Source organism: Enterococcus sp. DIV1682a, from assembly GCF_051711005.1.
Classification (GTDB): Bacteria; Bacillota; Bacilli; order Lactobacillales; family Enterococcaceae; genus Enterococcus_B; species Enterococcus_B hirae.
This window is the reverse complement of sequence record NZ_JBIOLT010000001.1, coordinates 216,197-231,776: the sequence shown is the minus strand read 5'-3', so window position 1 is coordinate 231,776 and position 15,580 is coordinate 216,197. Positions and strand designations below refer to the sequence as shown.

Annotated in this window: 11 protein-coding genes; 2 read left to right on the top strand and 9 right to left on the bottom strand. The window is 34.1% G+C overall.

Going from position 1 to position 15,580, the window contains the following annotated elements:
- Positions 1-30 precede the first annotated feature (30 nt).
- The 7 genes from IGJ23_RS01090 to IGJ23_RS01060 form a co-directional block, all read right to left on the bottom strand.
- Entirely contained in the window at positions 31-798 is a 768-nt protein-coding gene (locus tag IGJ23_RS01090) for a tyrosine-protein phosphatase (protein ID WP_010720309.1), read from the bottom strand.
- Positions 795-1,520: a hypothetical protein gene (locus tag IGJ23_RS01085; protein WP_228197237.1), complete on the bottom strand. Its 726-nt coding sequence runs from the start codon at positions 1,518-1,520 to the stop codon at positions 795-797. The genes IGJ23_RS01090 and IGJ23_RS01085 overlap by 4 nt, the downstream gene beginning before the upstream one ends.
- A gap of 148 nt (positions 1,521-1,668) precedes the next feature.
- Positions 1,669-2,352, bottom strand: a complete 684-nt coding sequence (locus IGJ23_RS01080; protein WP_010736874.1) for a class D sortase — start codon at positions 2,350-2,352, stop codon at positions 1,669-1,671.
- Positions 2,345-2,923, bottom strand: coding sequence for an LPXTG cell wall anchor domain-containing protein (locus tag IGJ23_RS01075; protein ID WP_223603460.1), 579 nt, complete (start codon positions 2,921-2,923; stop codon positions 2,345-2,347). Before IGJ23_RS01075 ends, IGJ23_RS01080 begins: the two co-directional genes overlap by 8 nt.
- 353 nt (positions 2,924-3,276) lie before the next feature.
- Positions 3,277-3,975, bottom strand: coding sequence for a CpsD/CapB family tyrosine-protein kinase (locus IGJ23_RS01070; protein ID WP_010720313.1), 699 nt, complete (start codon positions 3,973-3,975; stop codon positions 3,277-3,279).
- 11 nt (positions 3,976-3,986) lie between these two features.
- On the bottom strand, positions 3,987-4,691 hold the full coding sequence (locus IGJ23_RS01065; protein ID WP_010720314.1) for a YveK family protein: 705 nt from the start codon (positions 4,689-4,691) through the stop codon (positions 3,987-3,989).
- 147 nt (positions 4,692-4,838) lie between these two features.
- A complete protein-coding gene (locus IGJ23_RS01060) occupies positions 4,839-5,300 on the bottom strand; it encodes a hypothetical protein (RefSeq protein WP_010720315.1) in 462 nt (153 codons plus the stop codon).
- A 276-nt stretch (positions 5,301-5,576) separates the two neighbouring features.
- Here IGJ23_RS01060 and IGJ23_RS01055 point away from each other — a divergent pair, with 276 nt between their 5' ends.
- Entirely contained in the window at positions 5,577-7,049 is a 1,473-nt protein-coding gene (locus IGJ23_RS01055) for a helix-turn-helix domain-containing protein (protein WP_010736872.1), read from the top strand.
- A gap of 202 nt (positions 7,050-7,251) precedes the next feature.
- Here IGJ23_RS01055 and IGJ23_RS01050 read toward each other — a convergent pair whose 3' ends face one another.
- Positions 7,252-7,470 carry a hypothetical protein gene (locus tag IGJ23_RS01050; protein ID WP_010720317.1) on the bottom strand — a complete coding sequence of 73 codons (219 nt, stop codon included), beginning with the start codon at positions 7,468-7,470 and terminating at the stop codon, positions 7,252-7,254.
- A 565-nt stretch (positions 7,471-8,035) separates the two neighbouring features.
- Positions 8,036-11,083 (bottom strand): immunoglobulin-like domain-containing protein, encoded by a 3,048-nt coding sequence (locus IGJ23_RS01045; protein WP_251849576.1) that lies wholly within the window; start codon positions 11,081-11,083, stop codon positions 8,036-8,038.
- A 348-nt stretch (positions 11,084-11,431) separates the two neighbouring features.
- Here IGJ23_RS01045 and IGJ23_RS01040 point away from each other — a divergent pair, with 348 nt between their 5' ends.
- Complete coding sequence (locus IGJ23_RS01040) at positions 11,432-15,289, top strand: putative mucin/carbohydrate-binding domain-containing protein (RefSeq protein WP_016249923.1); 3,858 nt, start codon at positions 11,432-11,434, stop codon at positions 15,287-15,289.
- The last annotated feature ends 291 nt before the right edge of the window (positions 15,290-15,580 follow it).

Below are 15,580 nucleotides of genomic sequence, written 5' to 3'. Positions count from 1 at the left end.
TTGCCACCTTTCTTTATCGAATGGATCAAATCAACGAAAGAAACTAAATCGACGATGTTTCACTCTTTGATAAGTAAACGGCTCAATTTTGTTTTCGTATAGGATATCCATCGGCATTTTCTTTAATGATTTAACTTTTTCATTACCATAATCTTTTTGAATGATGTGATATGCTTCTTTTAAATAAAAATTCCTTTTTTCTAAACTATGGGCATCGGAAGCAATCATTTGAACCATATTTAATTGAATCATTGTTTTGGCAGTCTTTTGGATTTTTCGTCCAAACAAACCGACGATACTTGGTGCCGTTCCTTGAGCTAGCGCCCCCATATCTAAGAAAGGCAACAGTTTATTCGGATCATTAATGAATATCCTATTTCTTTCTGGGTGGACGATGATTGGTATATAGCCTTTAGCAATTAATTCAAAAAAGAGCTTTGTTGCATAAAGGGGAACGTCATTCGTCGGGAACTCTATTAGTAGAAACTGTTTTTGCTGCCCAAAACCAATAATTTCTCTTTTTTCTAAATCTTCTATCAACGTACCAGTAATACGATTTTCTTGACCTACGAGCAATTTCAGCTCAATATTGTTACGATCAAATTCAGTTTGTAATTTTGCTACTTCATTGGCTACATTCGTAGCGGGATTCAAAAATCGCCCATTCTTATGATGGGGGGTACACATCAAATGTGTGATTCCTTGTTCTCTGGCTTTCAACGCCATTTTGAGACTTTCATCGATGGTTTTCGGCCCATCGTCAACTCCTGGTAAAATATGACAATGTAAATCGATCATTTTTGAGCCCCACCTTTATTGATAACGACCTTTCTTTTTATCTCACTGATTACATACATTCCAATAGCCATAACCACAGCAAGTATCCCTGCATATATAAATGTTTGGACGAAAGACAATAAGTACCCCCGTACAAAGTAATAAACACTTTCCGTTAAAATACCGATCCGATCAATCACACCACTAAAATAGATCCATGTGGGTAATAATAGGAGTGTTCCGCCAGCGCCTAAAAACATCAAGGCGACAAATCGGAATTTTTGATGTGACCAATGAATGGTGTGGAGTAATAGCAGAAGTAGGCAAACCAAGATCACACCATTTCCAATAATCAATTGATTCAGCAACGGCTTAAATTGCTTCACTTTATTCACATAGTTAGCTAAAAATGGAATTTCTAACGATTTTTCGGTTGCTTCGATCGAAGAATCCACTAGCCTATTGATTACTTGTTCTTTGTCTTTCGTTACTTGTATGTTTTTTGTTTGAATATAGTGATTTAAATGTTGTTGGATTTTCTCTTTGATTTCTTCTTCTCCAGATAAATCGTATGTTTTCCTCATATAAAGGCTAGTTACATACTTTTTGACATTAGTTTGGACAAATGATAACGAGACAATCTCTTTTAACTGATTCGCCGGGACATTGCTACCTCTTCCAATATCTTGAATTTTCTCGTTAATTTCTTGTTGAACTAATTTTGTATATCGAGAATTTTCCATTTGCTTGCTCATGAAATTAGGATTTGCTAAGGTTACTCTGATACAAAGCAAAGACAAAAAGCAAAGACATGCAACCGAGCAAATATAGGTCAAAAATAAGCGTGCTGTTTTCTTTCTTAAACCTTTCTTCATGCCGACTATCCTTTGTTTATTTATTTTCATTGATCATCGGTCCTGCATGTAATTTTGCAGTTACAAATAATCGTTGATCCGTTAAGCCAATGCTGTCGATCGGATAACAGGTATATAGTATTAATTTGGCATTATTTCTTTGACGAATCTCCTGCTTTATCTGAGTATCATGTTTATTGGCTACTCTTACTTCTTCTACCTCATATTGATAGCTACCGTAATTCGTTTGGATTGTTATAATCTCTTGCGCTTTGATGTTAATTAACTTGCCAAATGAATCACTATTATGCCCAGCAATCAATGTAGTTCCTATTTCTCCTGGAAAAGTGGAACCCATATATTGTCCCGCGCCTTTTCTTAAAATAGTTGCTGAATCGCCAAAATATAATGGTGTTTTTAATTGGATCGAAGGGACAGATATCTCTCCATACAATTGACCATAATGAGGAAATTGAATTTTACTAGAAGAAATCTCGCTTTCTCCATTCGTAGAAAGTTGTTTGATAGCTTCTTTATGATTGTTCTCTTTAAATGTGGGTGCCTCTGCAAGTAACAATGTCTGGATAGAGGAGGTGACAAAGTGAATGACTGGTTTGCCAATCACATAAATCAAAGAATAATTGATGACCAAAAAAAGAAACGCCAACAGACATCCGTTAACTATTCGATTTAGCCCTCCCTTGATTCCTCTCTTACTCACTTCTACGTGCCACCCAATATGCGCCTCCAGCCAACATCAATACAGCACCTAAAGCCACATAGCTCGTGGTATAATCTGCACCGGTTTGTTTGATTTCATCTTCTGTAGAATAAATAGGAGTACCTGAAGGATCGACAACCGAAACGCCATCTCGATAAAAAGTCACTCTCAGATTTAAAATTTCTCCAATTTTTAAGACAATCGTTTTTAATTGCTCAATCACTGGACGTGGTAAAGCTTTGATCAGATTTTTTAGTGAATGGATCGAACGAACATCGACATTTTGTGAATTATCTAAGATCAATTGACGTGCTTCTCTTAAGTAATTTGCTACCTTTAACGCATTTTCATCTGACACCTGATGGACCTTCAGATAATTTTCTGCTTTTGTGATATCTGTAATATCAAAATCATATTTTTTCCCTTTCACCGTTACACCGGTATAAAGCTCATTTAAAATATCTCTTTCTGCGTTGGTGATTGCCCCTTGTGTTTCAGCATGAACTGCTGTCGGCAACAATAAACAGATAACTGACACCAATGTAAACAATATCCCTTTAAAATTTTTCATGATCTCTCCGCCTTTCATTAATAAATCCTGTAAATTTAGGATTAACTATGTCTTTTATTCTACTGAGAACCCTCACTTGATTTTTTTTGTTTTTTTAGCCTTCAAACGAATTACTTAAAAAAATAAAAAATGATTTGTATACATAAAAAGAGTTTGAGACAAAAAATTTTTGTCTCAAACTCTTTCATAATTATAAAAGGAAATAAATGAGAGACCTCAGTGTCAGCCTCTTACGACAAATGATTTTTTTCAAAACTTAGGGTCTTCTTTGAAAAAGTTCTTTTGTTTTGTCATTCGTGTACTTTGATGCTTTTCTCTTTAGCAAAGAGTTTCATTTGGAACATGATAGCAGGTCACGATCCATAGTAGTAATAGCCTTGATTTTCATCCTCTTTAGAAGCATTGTAAACTACTCCTAAAATATTGGCATTTACTAATTCCAGTAGATGTTTAGCTATTCGAAAATTCGCTTTTTTTGTTAACTTTTCACTGACTACCATAATCGTTCCATCCACTTTTGAAGACAGTATTTGTGCATCTGTCACGGCAGTCAAGGGAGGGGTATCGAATATGATCATGTCATAGGTTGCTTCCAACTCCTCAATCACTTCTTCTAAGCGAGAAGAACCTAACAATTCAGCCGGATTAGGAGGTTTCGGTCCACTTGTCATAACAGAAAGATTTTTTTCAAAACTTTCTTGTATACATTCTTTAGCCTTGATGTTTGTACCTAATAATGTGCTAAGACCTACATGTTTCTCTAAAGAAAAAATTTTGTCTAGGGTTGGCTTCCGCATATCTGCATCTATGATCAATACTTTTTGCCCTAGATTTGCGTAAACCACTGCTAAATTAGCTGCTGTAGTTGATTTACCTTCACCTACACCTGGCGAAGTAACCACTAATGTTTGCACTTTTTTACCATAAGGAAAACTATATTGGATATTGGTCCGAATCGTTCGATAGCGTTCTGTAATCGGTGAAGTTTTATCCATGATTGTAATTAAATTTTTTCTGACTGTGGCATTTCTTCCTCTTCTTGTCTTTCTCATTGATTACACCCTTACTTCTTTTTTCGATTTTTTTTCTCATTGTCATCCATATAAGGGATACTTCCCAGTACCACCATATTAAATTCATTTTGAATCGTCTCACTATCACTGATTGTTCGATCCATGAATTCTAATATCATAATGATCATCAAACCAATAAATAAACCAATAAGCAATCCTTTGGCCAAAACTATTTTTTTATGTGGCTCTGTTGGTGTTGCACTAAGCGTAGCTTTTGAAATAATCGAAATGCGATCTACATTGAGTAATTTTTTTGCATTCTTCTGAAATTTTTCGGCTGTAACGTTAGCAATGTATTGGGCAAGTTTTGGATCAGGATCCGTTGCGACAATCGAAAACATTTGAGAATTTTCCTTTTGTTTGATACTTATAAGGTTTCGTAATTGCTCAATTGTTAAATGGACACCAAAATTTTTCGCTAAGTCTTGAGACACCTCATCCATTATCAAGTCTCCAGTAATAATGTCTTTATAGGTGGTAATCATTTGCAAGTTGCTGTTGACATCATTAATGTCTGCCGTTTCGTTTTTAGGTAAAGTAACGATTAATTGGGCTTGTGATTCATACTTTGGGACTAAGACAAATGCAATCAAAAGCATGGACATAATTAAACCTAATAAAGCAGAAATCACAATCGCAAATTTTCTTTTTTTTATGATACGCCAAAATTTCTCTATGTTTACTGTTTGCTCCATCCTTATCTCTGATTCTCCTAAATAAAATTATTTATAAACTATTTTTGCTCGTTAATTGACGATGTTCACTTTGAAAGAAAATAATACTTTTTTTATCTTTCTTAGTTGCTATCAATTATCTAAGGGATACTACAGTCAACTATTGACTTAATCAATCTTACTGAAATTAGTTTTTTCATTATCCGTTACATATTTGATGACTGTATATTGCTTGAATGAATCTGGTTTTTCAAATGAAATCACTAGATCAAAATCAGACTCTTTACCTTCATAACTATATTTCCCATAAATTTCTTTGACATTTTTATATTCTTGGCCTTTTCCTTTAACTGTCTTTAAATCAGCTGTTGATAATGTTTCTTTAATAAACTTCAATTTTTTTGGGTCCAATTTATTATTTTGGGTAATCGTTTTTTCAGCAATTTTTGTTAATTGCTTTACTTCTATATCTTGCTTATCGGCCCATGTCATTTCACTACTTGTCTGCGTTGGTTGACTGGAAGAAGCTGTACTATCAGTGCTAGTTGTATTAGTAGTTTTAGTTGATTTACCTGCCGAGCAGCCTGCCAATGCGAAGACAACCATACTTGCTAAAATTATTTTTTTCATTTGTTCATCTCTCCTTAAAATCATTTATCTCATTCTTCCTAAATTAGTACAAAAAAATTTAGTTGCTATATTAGTATAGTATTTTCGTTCATAATACTTTCCTAATTTTTTTATAGAACCCCACAAAAAAATTAATAATAAAAAAAATCCCTTTTAAAATTGCTTATAGAATAACTATAGTTACCTTTATTTATATTGGTTCCCCCAAAATTTAACGAACAAAAAATGGATGTTTTGCGTTATAAAGTGATATTTACCAAGCGAAGGAAACTTCAAATGGAAGAGAATCAAATCTGTTTAGGAGAATTTAAAATGATTGAAGATTATATAGAAAAAGACATTATTAGAAAAGTAAAGTTAGTTGAATTTTTATTTGAATTAAAAGAACTGAACGTAAGCGAAACTGCAGAAAGATTGGGTGTGACATTCAACACAATCAAAGCGGATTTCCAAAAATTAGTCATTCGACTCGAAGATGATATCGACTATTATAAAATGACTAGTAGTCATCTACTGATATTTTTCAAACCATCTATTAGGCGCTATGATCTCATCAAACAAATTTACCAAGATTCTAATTTTTTAAGAGTTTGTTCCCGATATATCATGGGAGAAAATGATTATTTAACACTTGTGGATGAAGAGTTTTTATCTGTGACAAAAGTATTCAAAATAAAAAAAGATGTAGAGAACTATTTTGCAGAAGCACTCACCCCACTTACGAAGGAACCCGAAGAATCGCATGAGTTACAGTATCGCTTTTTGATCCTTTCAGTTTGGATGCGGTGTGACTATTTAGATACACAAATTGATCCCATAACAATGGAAAAAGCTGAAAAATATGCAGACAAACTACTTCATATCCTGTCTAATCGTTTAAATAAAACTCAATATACTTTCTTCAAATCCGCCATCTATCTTTCATTGGAACGGCGAAAAAGCAATCCAATTGTCTTTCCAAACGACACTATGAACATTTTTAAAGATGGTATCATTTTCAATATGTTTAGAGAGATTTTCATACAAATCGAGGAACCTTTAACAGATGAAGAGATAGCCTATCTAGCCCTTATTTACCGTACACTTCCTTACAATTCACCAAATTATTTCATGATCGAGATCGATTATCATTATGTAAGAAATCGCTTGATCACCAAGTTTAAAGAAATCGATTTATTGATCGAAATGTTTGAAAAAGAATTTGGTGTGAATTTATTTGGCAATATTTTGTTTGAAGTCCCCCTCTTTAACCTGCTATACACGTGTGCTTTGAACGTTGGTAATTTCTTAGTTACCAAACATATTTTCTTAAGTGCAGAGCAACTAGATTTATTAAATAAAGTCAAGTTTATTTTAAATAAATGGATTGAAGAACTTGATACTCCTATTCATCATATTCCTTATTTTCATCTGCAAGAATTTTGTCAGTTGACCTTTTTCATCTTGACCCATGGGAACCAATCAAAAATAGGTGTGGTCATCGTAGCAGAAAGTGAAACTTCGCATATCGTATTTCGGAATTCATTAGAAAAGAAAATGTCTACAAGTGATTTATTGATTGACACTACCCTTTATTATTCCATGGACGATGTGCCTAAATATATCAAAAAAACCGGTCATCTAATTATTTGTGAGCGAACGCTTTTGAATAAGGAAACCTTTAACACCGAGAATATTTTCCCAATCTCATTGAATTCCATCTCTAAGGATATCAATAAGATTGCGACACGTATCATGAACTTTGATTGATCTTCACTTGATACTGAAAAGAATTAGCAAGCAAGATCCAATTTGCTTGCTAATTCTTTTTTCTTTTCTATCACTAATAAAAAAGCTAGTTCAGTACCAATGATTTCACTCTGTTTGTTCGAATAAGCAATATTTCTTTTTTCCACTCAGTAAACTAGTTTGAACAAACTAAGAGCAAGGATGGGACAAAGATTATTTCTCTTCAAATCGCTACTATATAATCTTTATAATCTTTTGCTAATTCTTCTTCTGGCTCTTCGATGATATATCCTTGTTCCTTCAGCACTTTCTTAGTAACAACATAGTGTTTGACACCTGCTTCTACAATAACGACATTCGTTAAAATATTACTAATCTTCCCTGTAGCTAATTCCCCAGAGACAGCACAGGCCGAAACAGTGATTCCACGTTCTAATTTCATGATCATTTCTCCTAACTTCCTAAAATTACTTACTGTTATCATTATAAAAATTTACTTCTGCTCATTTTACAATTATTTTGGTAAAAATTTCTTCTAAGTTACTAAAAATGAAAAACATTCGTTCAAAGACCTTAAAGAATACTTTTTGCAATGAACTAGCAGAAAAAGAGAGCCGCTTTCCTCTTTTCTTAATTTATATTTTAGCAAAACATACAGATAACATTTTTTTATCTATTTCACCTCAGCCTATTTTTTTATCAATAAAATTAACTATCCATTCTTTTTCATTTTTAAACATACTGCTATATTCATACTAAAAACTTAAATGAATCTAGTTGAAAGATAGGATAGAAATAATACATTTCTTTAGCTTCCTTCGGTCAATGACTCTATTTAGTTGCACAAAGTATTAATTTTAACTATTTCTTCCTTTTTTTTAGAACAGCCTCAATAATTGAAAAAAAATCAAAGTCAGTTGGAATTTTTTACTTTTATATCAAAAAGACGAACTTTAACAAAAAAACGCTCAAAGCGTTCTCTATGCTTTGAGCGTCTTTCATACCTTTTATTTAACAGGTACATTTACAGAAACAAGTTGTTTTCCATCGAAACTTAGACTTTCAATTGTAAAACTATTTGCTGAAGCTGGAATTTTATTACCAATATAAACTTCAAATTGGTTGCCTTCTTTTAATTTAAAGCCTGGTTTGTATTCCTTATTATCAACAGTTAATTTGATAGAACGGATATCTCCTTTGTAAGTCCCTGTTAGATACTCTGAATTACGTGTATATTCATTTGGAACTAATTCTGGTTGGGAAACTGAAACTTCTTGACTTACTAAGACATTTCCAGATTTATCTAGACCTTCTAATTTTATAGATTTTGAATCAGCCGTGATTTTATTACCAATATAAACTTCAAATTGGTTTTCACCAGTGATTTTAAAACCAGGATTGCTTTCTTGTCCATCTACTACTAATTTGAATTTCTTAATGCCGTCACCGTTGAATGTACCTCTCATATATTCATCGCCACGGACATATTCATTGATACTTAAAGTTGGGGATTGCACAGTGATTTCTTTTGAAGTCAATTGTTGTCCTGATTTATCTAATCCAATCAGCGTAAATGTCGTTGTTCCTACTGGTACTTTGTTACCAATATATACTTCAAATTTATTACCTTCAGTGATTTTAAATCCTGGGTAATTTTCTTGTCCATTAACTACTAATTTGAATTTTTTAATTGCTTGACCTGTGAACGTCCCTGTTACATACTCATTGCCAGCTAGGTATTCATTTGGTTGTAACTCAGGATTTTGTACATTCACATCTTGAGAAACAATTTCTTGACCTGTTTTATCTATTCCCACTACTTTAATAGAATTAACATTTGCTGGTACTTTATTACCAACGTAAATCTCAAATTTACCGTCAGTTAATTTGAATCCTGGGAAGCTTTCTTGTCCATTAATAATCAATTTGAATTTTTTAACGCCTTCCCCTGCAACAGTACCTGTTAAGTATTCATTACCACGAATGTACTCATTAATTGTCAATTGCGGTGCTTCTACTGTTACATTTTGTTCGACAATTGTTTTACCGGCTTTATCTAATGCTTCAAGCTTAATAACTTTTGAACTTCCAGTAATTTTACTTCCGATATAAACTTCAAATTTACCATTTTCTAATTTAAAGCCTGGTTCATATACTTTACCATCAACAGTTAGTCGGAATTTATTAATGCTGTTGCCTTGGTAAGAGCCTGTCATGTATTCACTACCTAAAACAAATTTATCGACAGACAATGATGGTGCTTGAACTTGTACTGTTTGAGAAGCAACTTGTGTGCCTGCTGGGTTAAATGCTTTTAATGTAAACTCAGTTGTTCCTTCTGGGACACGATTTCCTACATATACTTCAAGTTTTCCATTTTTTAATTTAAAACCAGGTTCATAGGTTTGTCCATTGACAATCAATTGGAATTTTTTGATGTTCCCAGTAATTGTACCCGTTACATATTGATCTCCTAATGTATATGGATTAAGTGTTAATGTTTGTTTCGATTTTTCTTCAAGTGCTTCTTGTGCTTTTTGGATTTTGGCTAATAATTCTGTTTTTGTTTCGCTTGCTTTTAAAGCATCCACTTTTGCTTTGGCTGCATTGATTTGCTCTTGCGTATTTTCTGGTTTTGGTGTATCTCCATTGAATAACGCATTTACTGCTTCTGTGGCTGCTTGTACTTTCGCAGCTTCTTCAGTTGCTTCATCCAATGCTTGTTGTGCAGCAGTGATTTTTGCTAGTAAAGCTGTTTTTACTGTCTCATTTGTTAATGCATCTACTTTTGCTTTGGCTGCGTTAATTTGTTCTTGTGTATTTTCTGGTTTTGGTGTATCACCATTAAATAACGCATTTACTGCTTCTGTGGCTGCATTTTCTTTTTCTACTTCTGCATTTAAAGCATTTTGAGCTGTCGTAATTTTTGCTAATAAAGCTGTTTTTGCATCACTATTTGCTAATGCATCCACTTTAGCTTTAGCTGCATCAATTTGTTCTTGTGTATTTTCTGGTTTTGGTGTATCTCCATTGAATAACGCATTTACTGCTTCTGTGGCTGCTTGTACTTGTATTTCGTCTAAAGCATTCTGAGCTTTTGCAACCTTTGCAAGCAAGTCTTCTTTTGCTTGACTATATGGCAGAGCATTTACTAATGCTTTGGCAGCGTTAACCTGTTCACTTGTATTATTAGGTTTAGGTACTTGATTATCATTGAATAAGTTATTCACTGCTACCGTAGCTTTATTTATTTGATCTACTTCAGCGGATGCTTTATCTAGAAACGGTGTAAGGAAATTAGCCCAGTATGCTGAGATATAGCTACTACTAATATCTCTTGGAATATAATTATTCATTTCTTGACGAACATTATCAATTCTACTTTGAGTAACACCTGGAGCTAAGACACCACTCGTTGAATAAATTGAGTCAAGCAATGTACTGATTCTGTTTCTACTTGTGATTGCACTTTGTGGGACATCGGTGAATTTACGATAGTTACTTGTATTCCAACGAGCAATATCTCCCTTACCAGTAGCCACATTAATAGAAAAATTAGTTGATGTTCCTTCAGCTTGGAATGTCACTTGAACATTTATTGTATTTGAATATTGCGAAGTAGAAAACTTCACATTTTTCCCTTGAACATTAACCTTTATGTCATTCGCTGTTAATGTGGAACTAGGTTGTTTGAAGATTGAAAAAGTAATTTGAAAAGTAGCTCCTCGCACAGTATTTGGTAGTGTCCCAGAATAATTATTCGTCGGTGTTGATGGTAATACTTCTCCAATATTCCAATCAAAATTGGAAGGATTCACTGTTTTTCTTTCTGTAGCTGTTAGATTTTGTTTTTGAGTCAACGTGTTCTCGTTTGAAATAGCCTCCGAATTTTTTGTATTTTTTTCAGCAGTAGTTGCTGTTTGATTTTTTTCTGCTGCATAAACCAATGAGGTTCCTGCACTAGCTGCACTTGAAACAAGCACTAAGCCTGCAGCTGACGCAGCAAGTAGTTGTTTTCTAAGTTTTTTGCTTTTTGATAGATTTTTCTTTCCCATTTTACATTAAAACCTCCTATTAAATTGTCAATAAATTTTTATTGATAGACAAATTATAGGCGACCTCCAAAAAAAAATTTTTCACGTTTTTTCAATTTCAAGAATACTTATGTTAAAAAATAAAAATCTCCAATCGAATAAACGTCTATCCTTTTTCCAATAAAAAATGATTGCTCTCCTAAAGTTATCCACATCAAATATTGTTATATCAATGTCTTAACCTATTTCTAGCAAAATAAATTTCTTCTATCTTTTTTGAAATATAAAAAAAAATTATCTGAGCCACTAATAATATGCTTAGGTCCTAAACAGAAATCTTTATTTGGATAGGAGAAAGGATGAAATACAATGAAAAAGAAAATAATTGTTACTTCAGCTACTGGTATCATGCTATTTTCAAATTTACTTTTACCAAGTGCCCAAGTACTAGCTACCCAAGAAAATCTCTCATCAACTAATACTCAAGTTATTCCTAAAGCCTCAACGCAAAGTTTTACATTAAAAGGCTACGATAATACAACTTTTGCTCAAATCAGTGTTGCTAACAGTAACCTTCACTTGCAAACCTTCGCTGTTCAACCACATTGGGGCTTCTATGGAGATACTTACGCAAGTTTACAAATTAAGCGTGGAACACAAGACGTCTACAAAAAAAGCTTTGTCGGCAACCAAAAATTGACAGCTGAACAAAAAGATATTCCTTTGCAGGATGGAGATATCGTAACAATCACTCATCGTGAAGCGAATGATACTCGTTTTGCTGTCAATGACCCATCATTAAAAGGTAATACTTCTGGCGATTACACTTATGTCGTTAAAAATGGCAAATTAAGCAATATTACTTTACAACTAGCAGAAGCGACAAAAGCAGTCAATGATTTATTCAATGGCGACACACCTAAACTGGGCATCACCCAAGAACAAGCAGATGCAGCAGCGGCTAAACTTAACGCACTACCAAATTACCTGCCCCAACTTGGTCAATTATGGAATAAGCTAGAAAAAGCTTACAATGCTATCAGTGTCCATGCTGAGACACAAGGTTTCACCCTAAAAGGTTACTATGATCGAACATTTGCTCAAATTAGTGTAGTGAATAGTACTCTTCACTTACAAACAATGGCCGTTGAACCACACTCAAGATTTTATAGTGATATTTACGCAAGTTTACAAGTTAAACGTAGAACACAAGTGGTTTATCAAAAGGACTTTGTCGGCAATCAAAAATTGACAGCTGAACAAAAAGATATTCCTTTGCAGGATGGAGATATCGTAACGATCACTCATCGTGAAGCGAATGATACTCGTTTTGTTGCTACAGATCCTTCTTTAAAGGGCAATACTGCAGGCAATTATACCTATTTTGTTAAAAATGGCAAATTAGAAAACATCACTTTGCAACTGGCAGAAGCAACGAAAGCTGTCAACGAGTTGTTCAATGGCGACACACCTAAACTGGGCATTACCCAAGAGCAAGCAGATGCAGCAGCAGCTAAACTTAATGCACTACCGGATTATCTAACTCAACGCGATCAGTTATGGAATAAGCTGGAAAAGGCCTACAATGCCATCAGTGTTCAAGCTGAAACACAAGGATTTACCTTAAAAGGTTATGATAATACAACCTTTGCTCAAATCAGTGTTGCTAGAAGTAACCTCCACTTACAAACCCTCGCTGTCCAACCACATTGGGGCTTCTATGGAGATACTTACGCAAGTTTACAAATTAAACGTGGGACACAAGTGGTTTATCAAAAAAACTTTGTCGGCAACCAAAAATTGACAGCCGAACAAAAAGATATTCCTTTACAAAATGGGGATATCGTAACGATCACACATCGTGAAGCGAATGATACTCGTTTTGTTGCTACAGATCCTTCTTTAAAGGGCAATACTGCCGGCAATTACACCTATCTTGTTAAAAATGGCAAATTAGAAAACCTCACTTCGCAACTGGCAGAAGCGACGAAAGCCGTCAATGATTTATTCGATGGCGAAACACCTAAAGCTGAAAATACACAAGAACAATTAAACACAGCTTTAGAAAAAATCAATGCTTTACCTAACGGATTAGCTGAACGAACAGCTTTACAAAAAAAATATGACCAAGCTTATCTTGCATTAAAAACCTATAAAAAAACGATGTTCACCACAGCATATCCAGGAAATACTGCTGCTGCAGGAATTTTAATGGGGAAAGATCATGATCGTCAAGATTTAGGTATCCAATTAACAAAAGGTGCAAAAATTACCATTAGACAAACGAATCCAAAATTCACTTCAAAAATGACGTTGCGTTTATTAACCAATAATTCAAGTACTGAATCTGCTATTGATTTCACAACAAACAATGTCACACTAACTGCTAAAGCTTTAGCAGTACCATTTGTTTATACGCCATATAATCAAGAAAATGGGGAAAAACCACAATTAGAATTTACTGTAGAAGGACAAAAAATCCTATTACCAGTCTTTAGTAAAAATGGGGATATCGAAGCATTTAAAGATACTTGGAATCAAACAAAAGGTTATGGATTGATCAAAGGAAAGAGATTTCAAACTTTCTTACCTGAACAAAATCGCAATCAAGCTTTAAAAGTGGACCTCAACCGTCTAATTGATAAATATGATAATGATATTATCGGATCCTATAATGAATTATTAGGTTTATCTGACAATGACCCAAATCCATTGAACCGTTCTTCAGAACGTAGATATTTCTATAAAGCAGATGCTTCAGGTGCGGGTGCTCTTTATTATGGTGGCCTTTGGGCAGCACAAACTAGTACGTCTGGCGACGCTTGGTTAGGCGATGGTTGGGGAGTGCTTCATGAAACTGGTCACGGCTATCAAGGAAGCTTTATGAACAAAGGAATGGATGTCGGTGAAGTTTGGAATAATCTATATGGTGTAATTTATAATTACAAACACATGGGTAAAACTGCTGCCGATAAAAATTCTTGGCTTTATGATTATGGACACAAACAATCCATTGAAAATGCATTAAAGAATACAATCAATAGTGCTGATCCAAAATTCAATAGTCAAGATTTACGTAAAAAATTAGTCATTCTTTCAAACATCGTTGATAAAGCAGGAAATGAAGGCTTTACAAATTTCTATACAAACTACCGAAAATTTGCTAGTCAGTCAGGATTCAATGCCAATAACTATCCATTACCAGATTTGATCACAACTGAAATGGGTGCACCGAAGAAAGTGGACTTTTCTGCTGTCTTAAACGCTTGGGGCTTATCAGTATCAGAAAAAGCGAAAAAAGCAGCCGCAGATAATGGCTACCAACAAGTGGCTCATTTGGCACAAGTGGTTCCTGATAATCGATTAGATGCAGCGATTCAACAATTGACACAAAATAATCGTCTAAGTTCCGTTTTATCTTTAGTTACAAATGAAGAATTAAAACCATTGAATCTAACAAGCAACGTTACATTGAAGTTTAAAGATGGCAACTTGTTCGAAGGTATGAAATTGCGTATTTTAGATGGAAACAAACTTTATAAAGAAATTACTTTAGGTAGCGATCCAGTTACGATCAACAACATGCCAAATGGTGTATACTCTCTTGAATTGGGAACAGACACTGGTTATATCCAAAAACCATATCTTTTTGTGAAAGACAATGGTACAGTAACTATTTCATTAAATAACTATCTCAAAGAAGCCACAGAAGCTGTTGACCACTTATTCCAAGACAATGATCATTCGAAAATCAAGACAAATCTGATGCAAAAAGATATTGATCAAGCCAAGAAAAAAGTAACGGCTTTACCAAACAGTAGCCAAAAAGATAACTTATTGACACGATTAAATAATGCTTTTGATCAATTGCAAGAGTTTACTTTCAAAGGATTAGGAAACTTCCATTTTGCTTCCTTTGACGTAGCAAATGGCGTAGCAACCGTACGTACAATAGCTGGTACTCCGCATAGTTACTTCAATGATCGCTATGCAAGTATCACTATTTCACGTAATAATGAAACGCTCTATCAAAAAGAATACATTGGAGATCGTCATTATGATGCTAAAACGGATACGATCAATTTGAAGGAGGGCGACACAGTTACTGTGACACACCGAGAAGCAAATGCAACTCGTTTAGCCATCAATCATGAGAACTTGAAACACAATACAAGAGGAACATACCATTACGATGTACGTAACGGACAATTAGTTCTAAGAAAGTAAAAAATGTTATTAAAAATTCTATACTAACTATTTAACTGAAGCTGGAGCAACGATTGCGGCTCTTTGTCAATCATGAAGAGACTGGGACAAAACTTGTCTCAGTCTCTTCTAGTATTTCTAAATACGAATAAACGGTGAGATAAAACTAGTATCTTCGGAAAATTTGAGGAGCACCAAGCAGGTAACAATCAACATCAAAAACTAGTGTTTGTATTTCTTGTCAATTTTCGGAAATTCTTTCTTATTTCTTGATACTGAACAATTTTGTCTCAACCTCAAATTATAGAGTCA

What these genes read in the sequence shown, in the direction of transcription:
- IGJ23_RS01070 (WP_010720313.1), bottom strand. Translation starts at nt 3,975, where the DNA reads ATGAGAAAGACAAGAAGAGGAAGAAATGCCACAGTCAGAAAAAATTTA.
- IGJ23_RS01040 (WP_016249923.1), top strand. Translation starts at nt 11,432, where the DNA reads ATGAAAAAGAAAATAATTGTTACTTCAGCTACTGGTATCATGCTATTT.
- IGJ23_RS01050 (WP_010720317.1), bottom strand. Translation starts at nt 7,470, where the DNA reads ATGAAATTAGAACGTGGAATCACTGTTTCGGCCTGTGCTGTCTCTGGG.
- IGJ23_RS01065 (WP_010720314.1), bottom strand. Translation starts at nt 4,691, where the DNA reads ATGGAGCAAACAGTAAACATAGAGAAATTTTGGCGTATCATAAAAAAA.
- IGJ23_RS01075 (WP_223603460.1), bottom strand. Translation starts at nt 2,923, where the DNA reads ATGAAAAATTTTAAAGGGATATTGTTTACATTGGTGTCAGTTATCTGT.
- IGJ23_RS01085 (WP_228197237.1), bottom strand. Translation starts at nt 1,520, where the DNA reads ATGGAAAATTCTCGATATACAAAATTAGTTCAACAAGAAATTAACGAG.
- IGJ23_RS01090 (WP_010720309.1), bottom strand. Translation starts at nt 798, where the DNA reads ATGATCGATTTACATTGTCATATTTTACCAGGAGTTGACGATGGGCCG.
- IGJ23_RS01045 (WP_251849576.1), bottom strand. Translation starts at nt 11,083, where the DNA reads ATGGGAAAGAAAAATCTATCAAAAAGCAAAAAACTTAGAAAACAACTA.
- IGJ23_RS01060 (WP_010720315.1), bottom strand. Translation starts at nt 5,300, where the DNA reads ATGAAAAAAATAATTTTAGCAAGTATGGTTGTCTTCGCATTGGCAGGC.
- IGJ23_RS01055 (WP_010736872.1), top strand. Translation starts at nt 5,577, where the DNA reads ATGGAAGAGAATCAAATCTGTTTAGGAGAATTTAAAATGATTGAAGAT.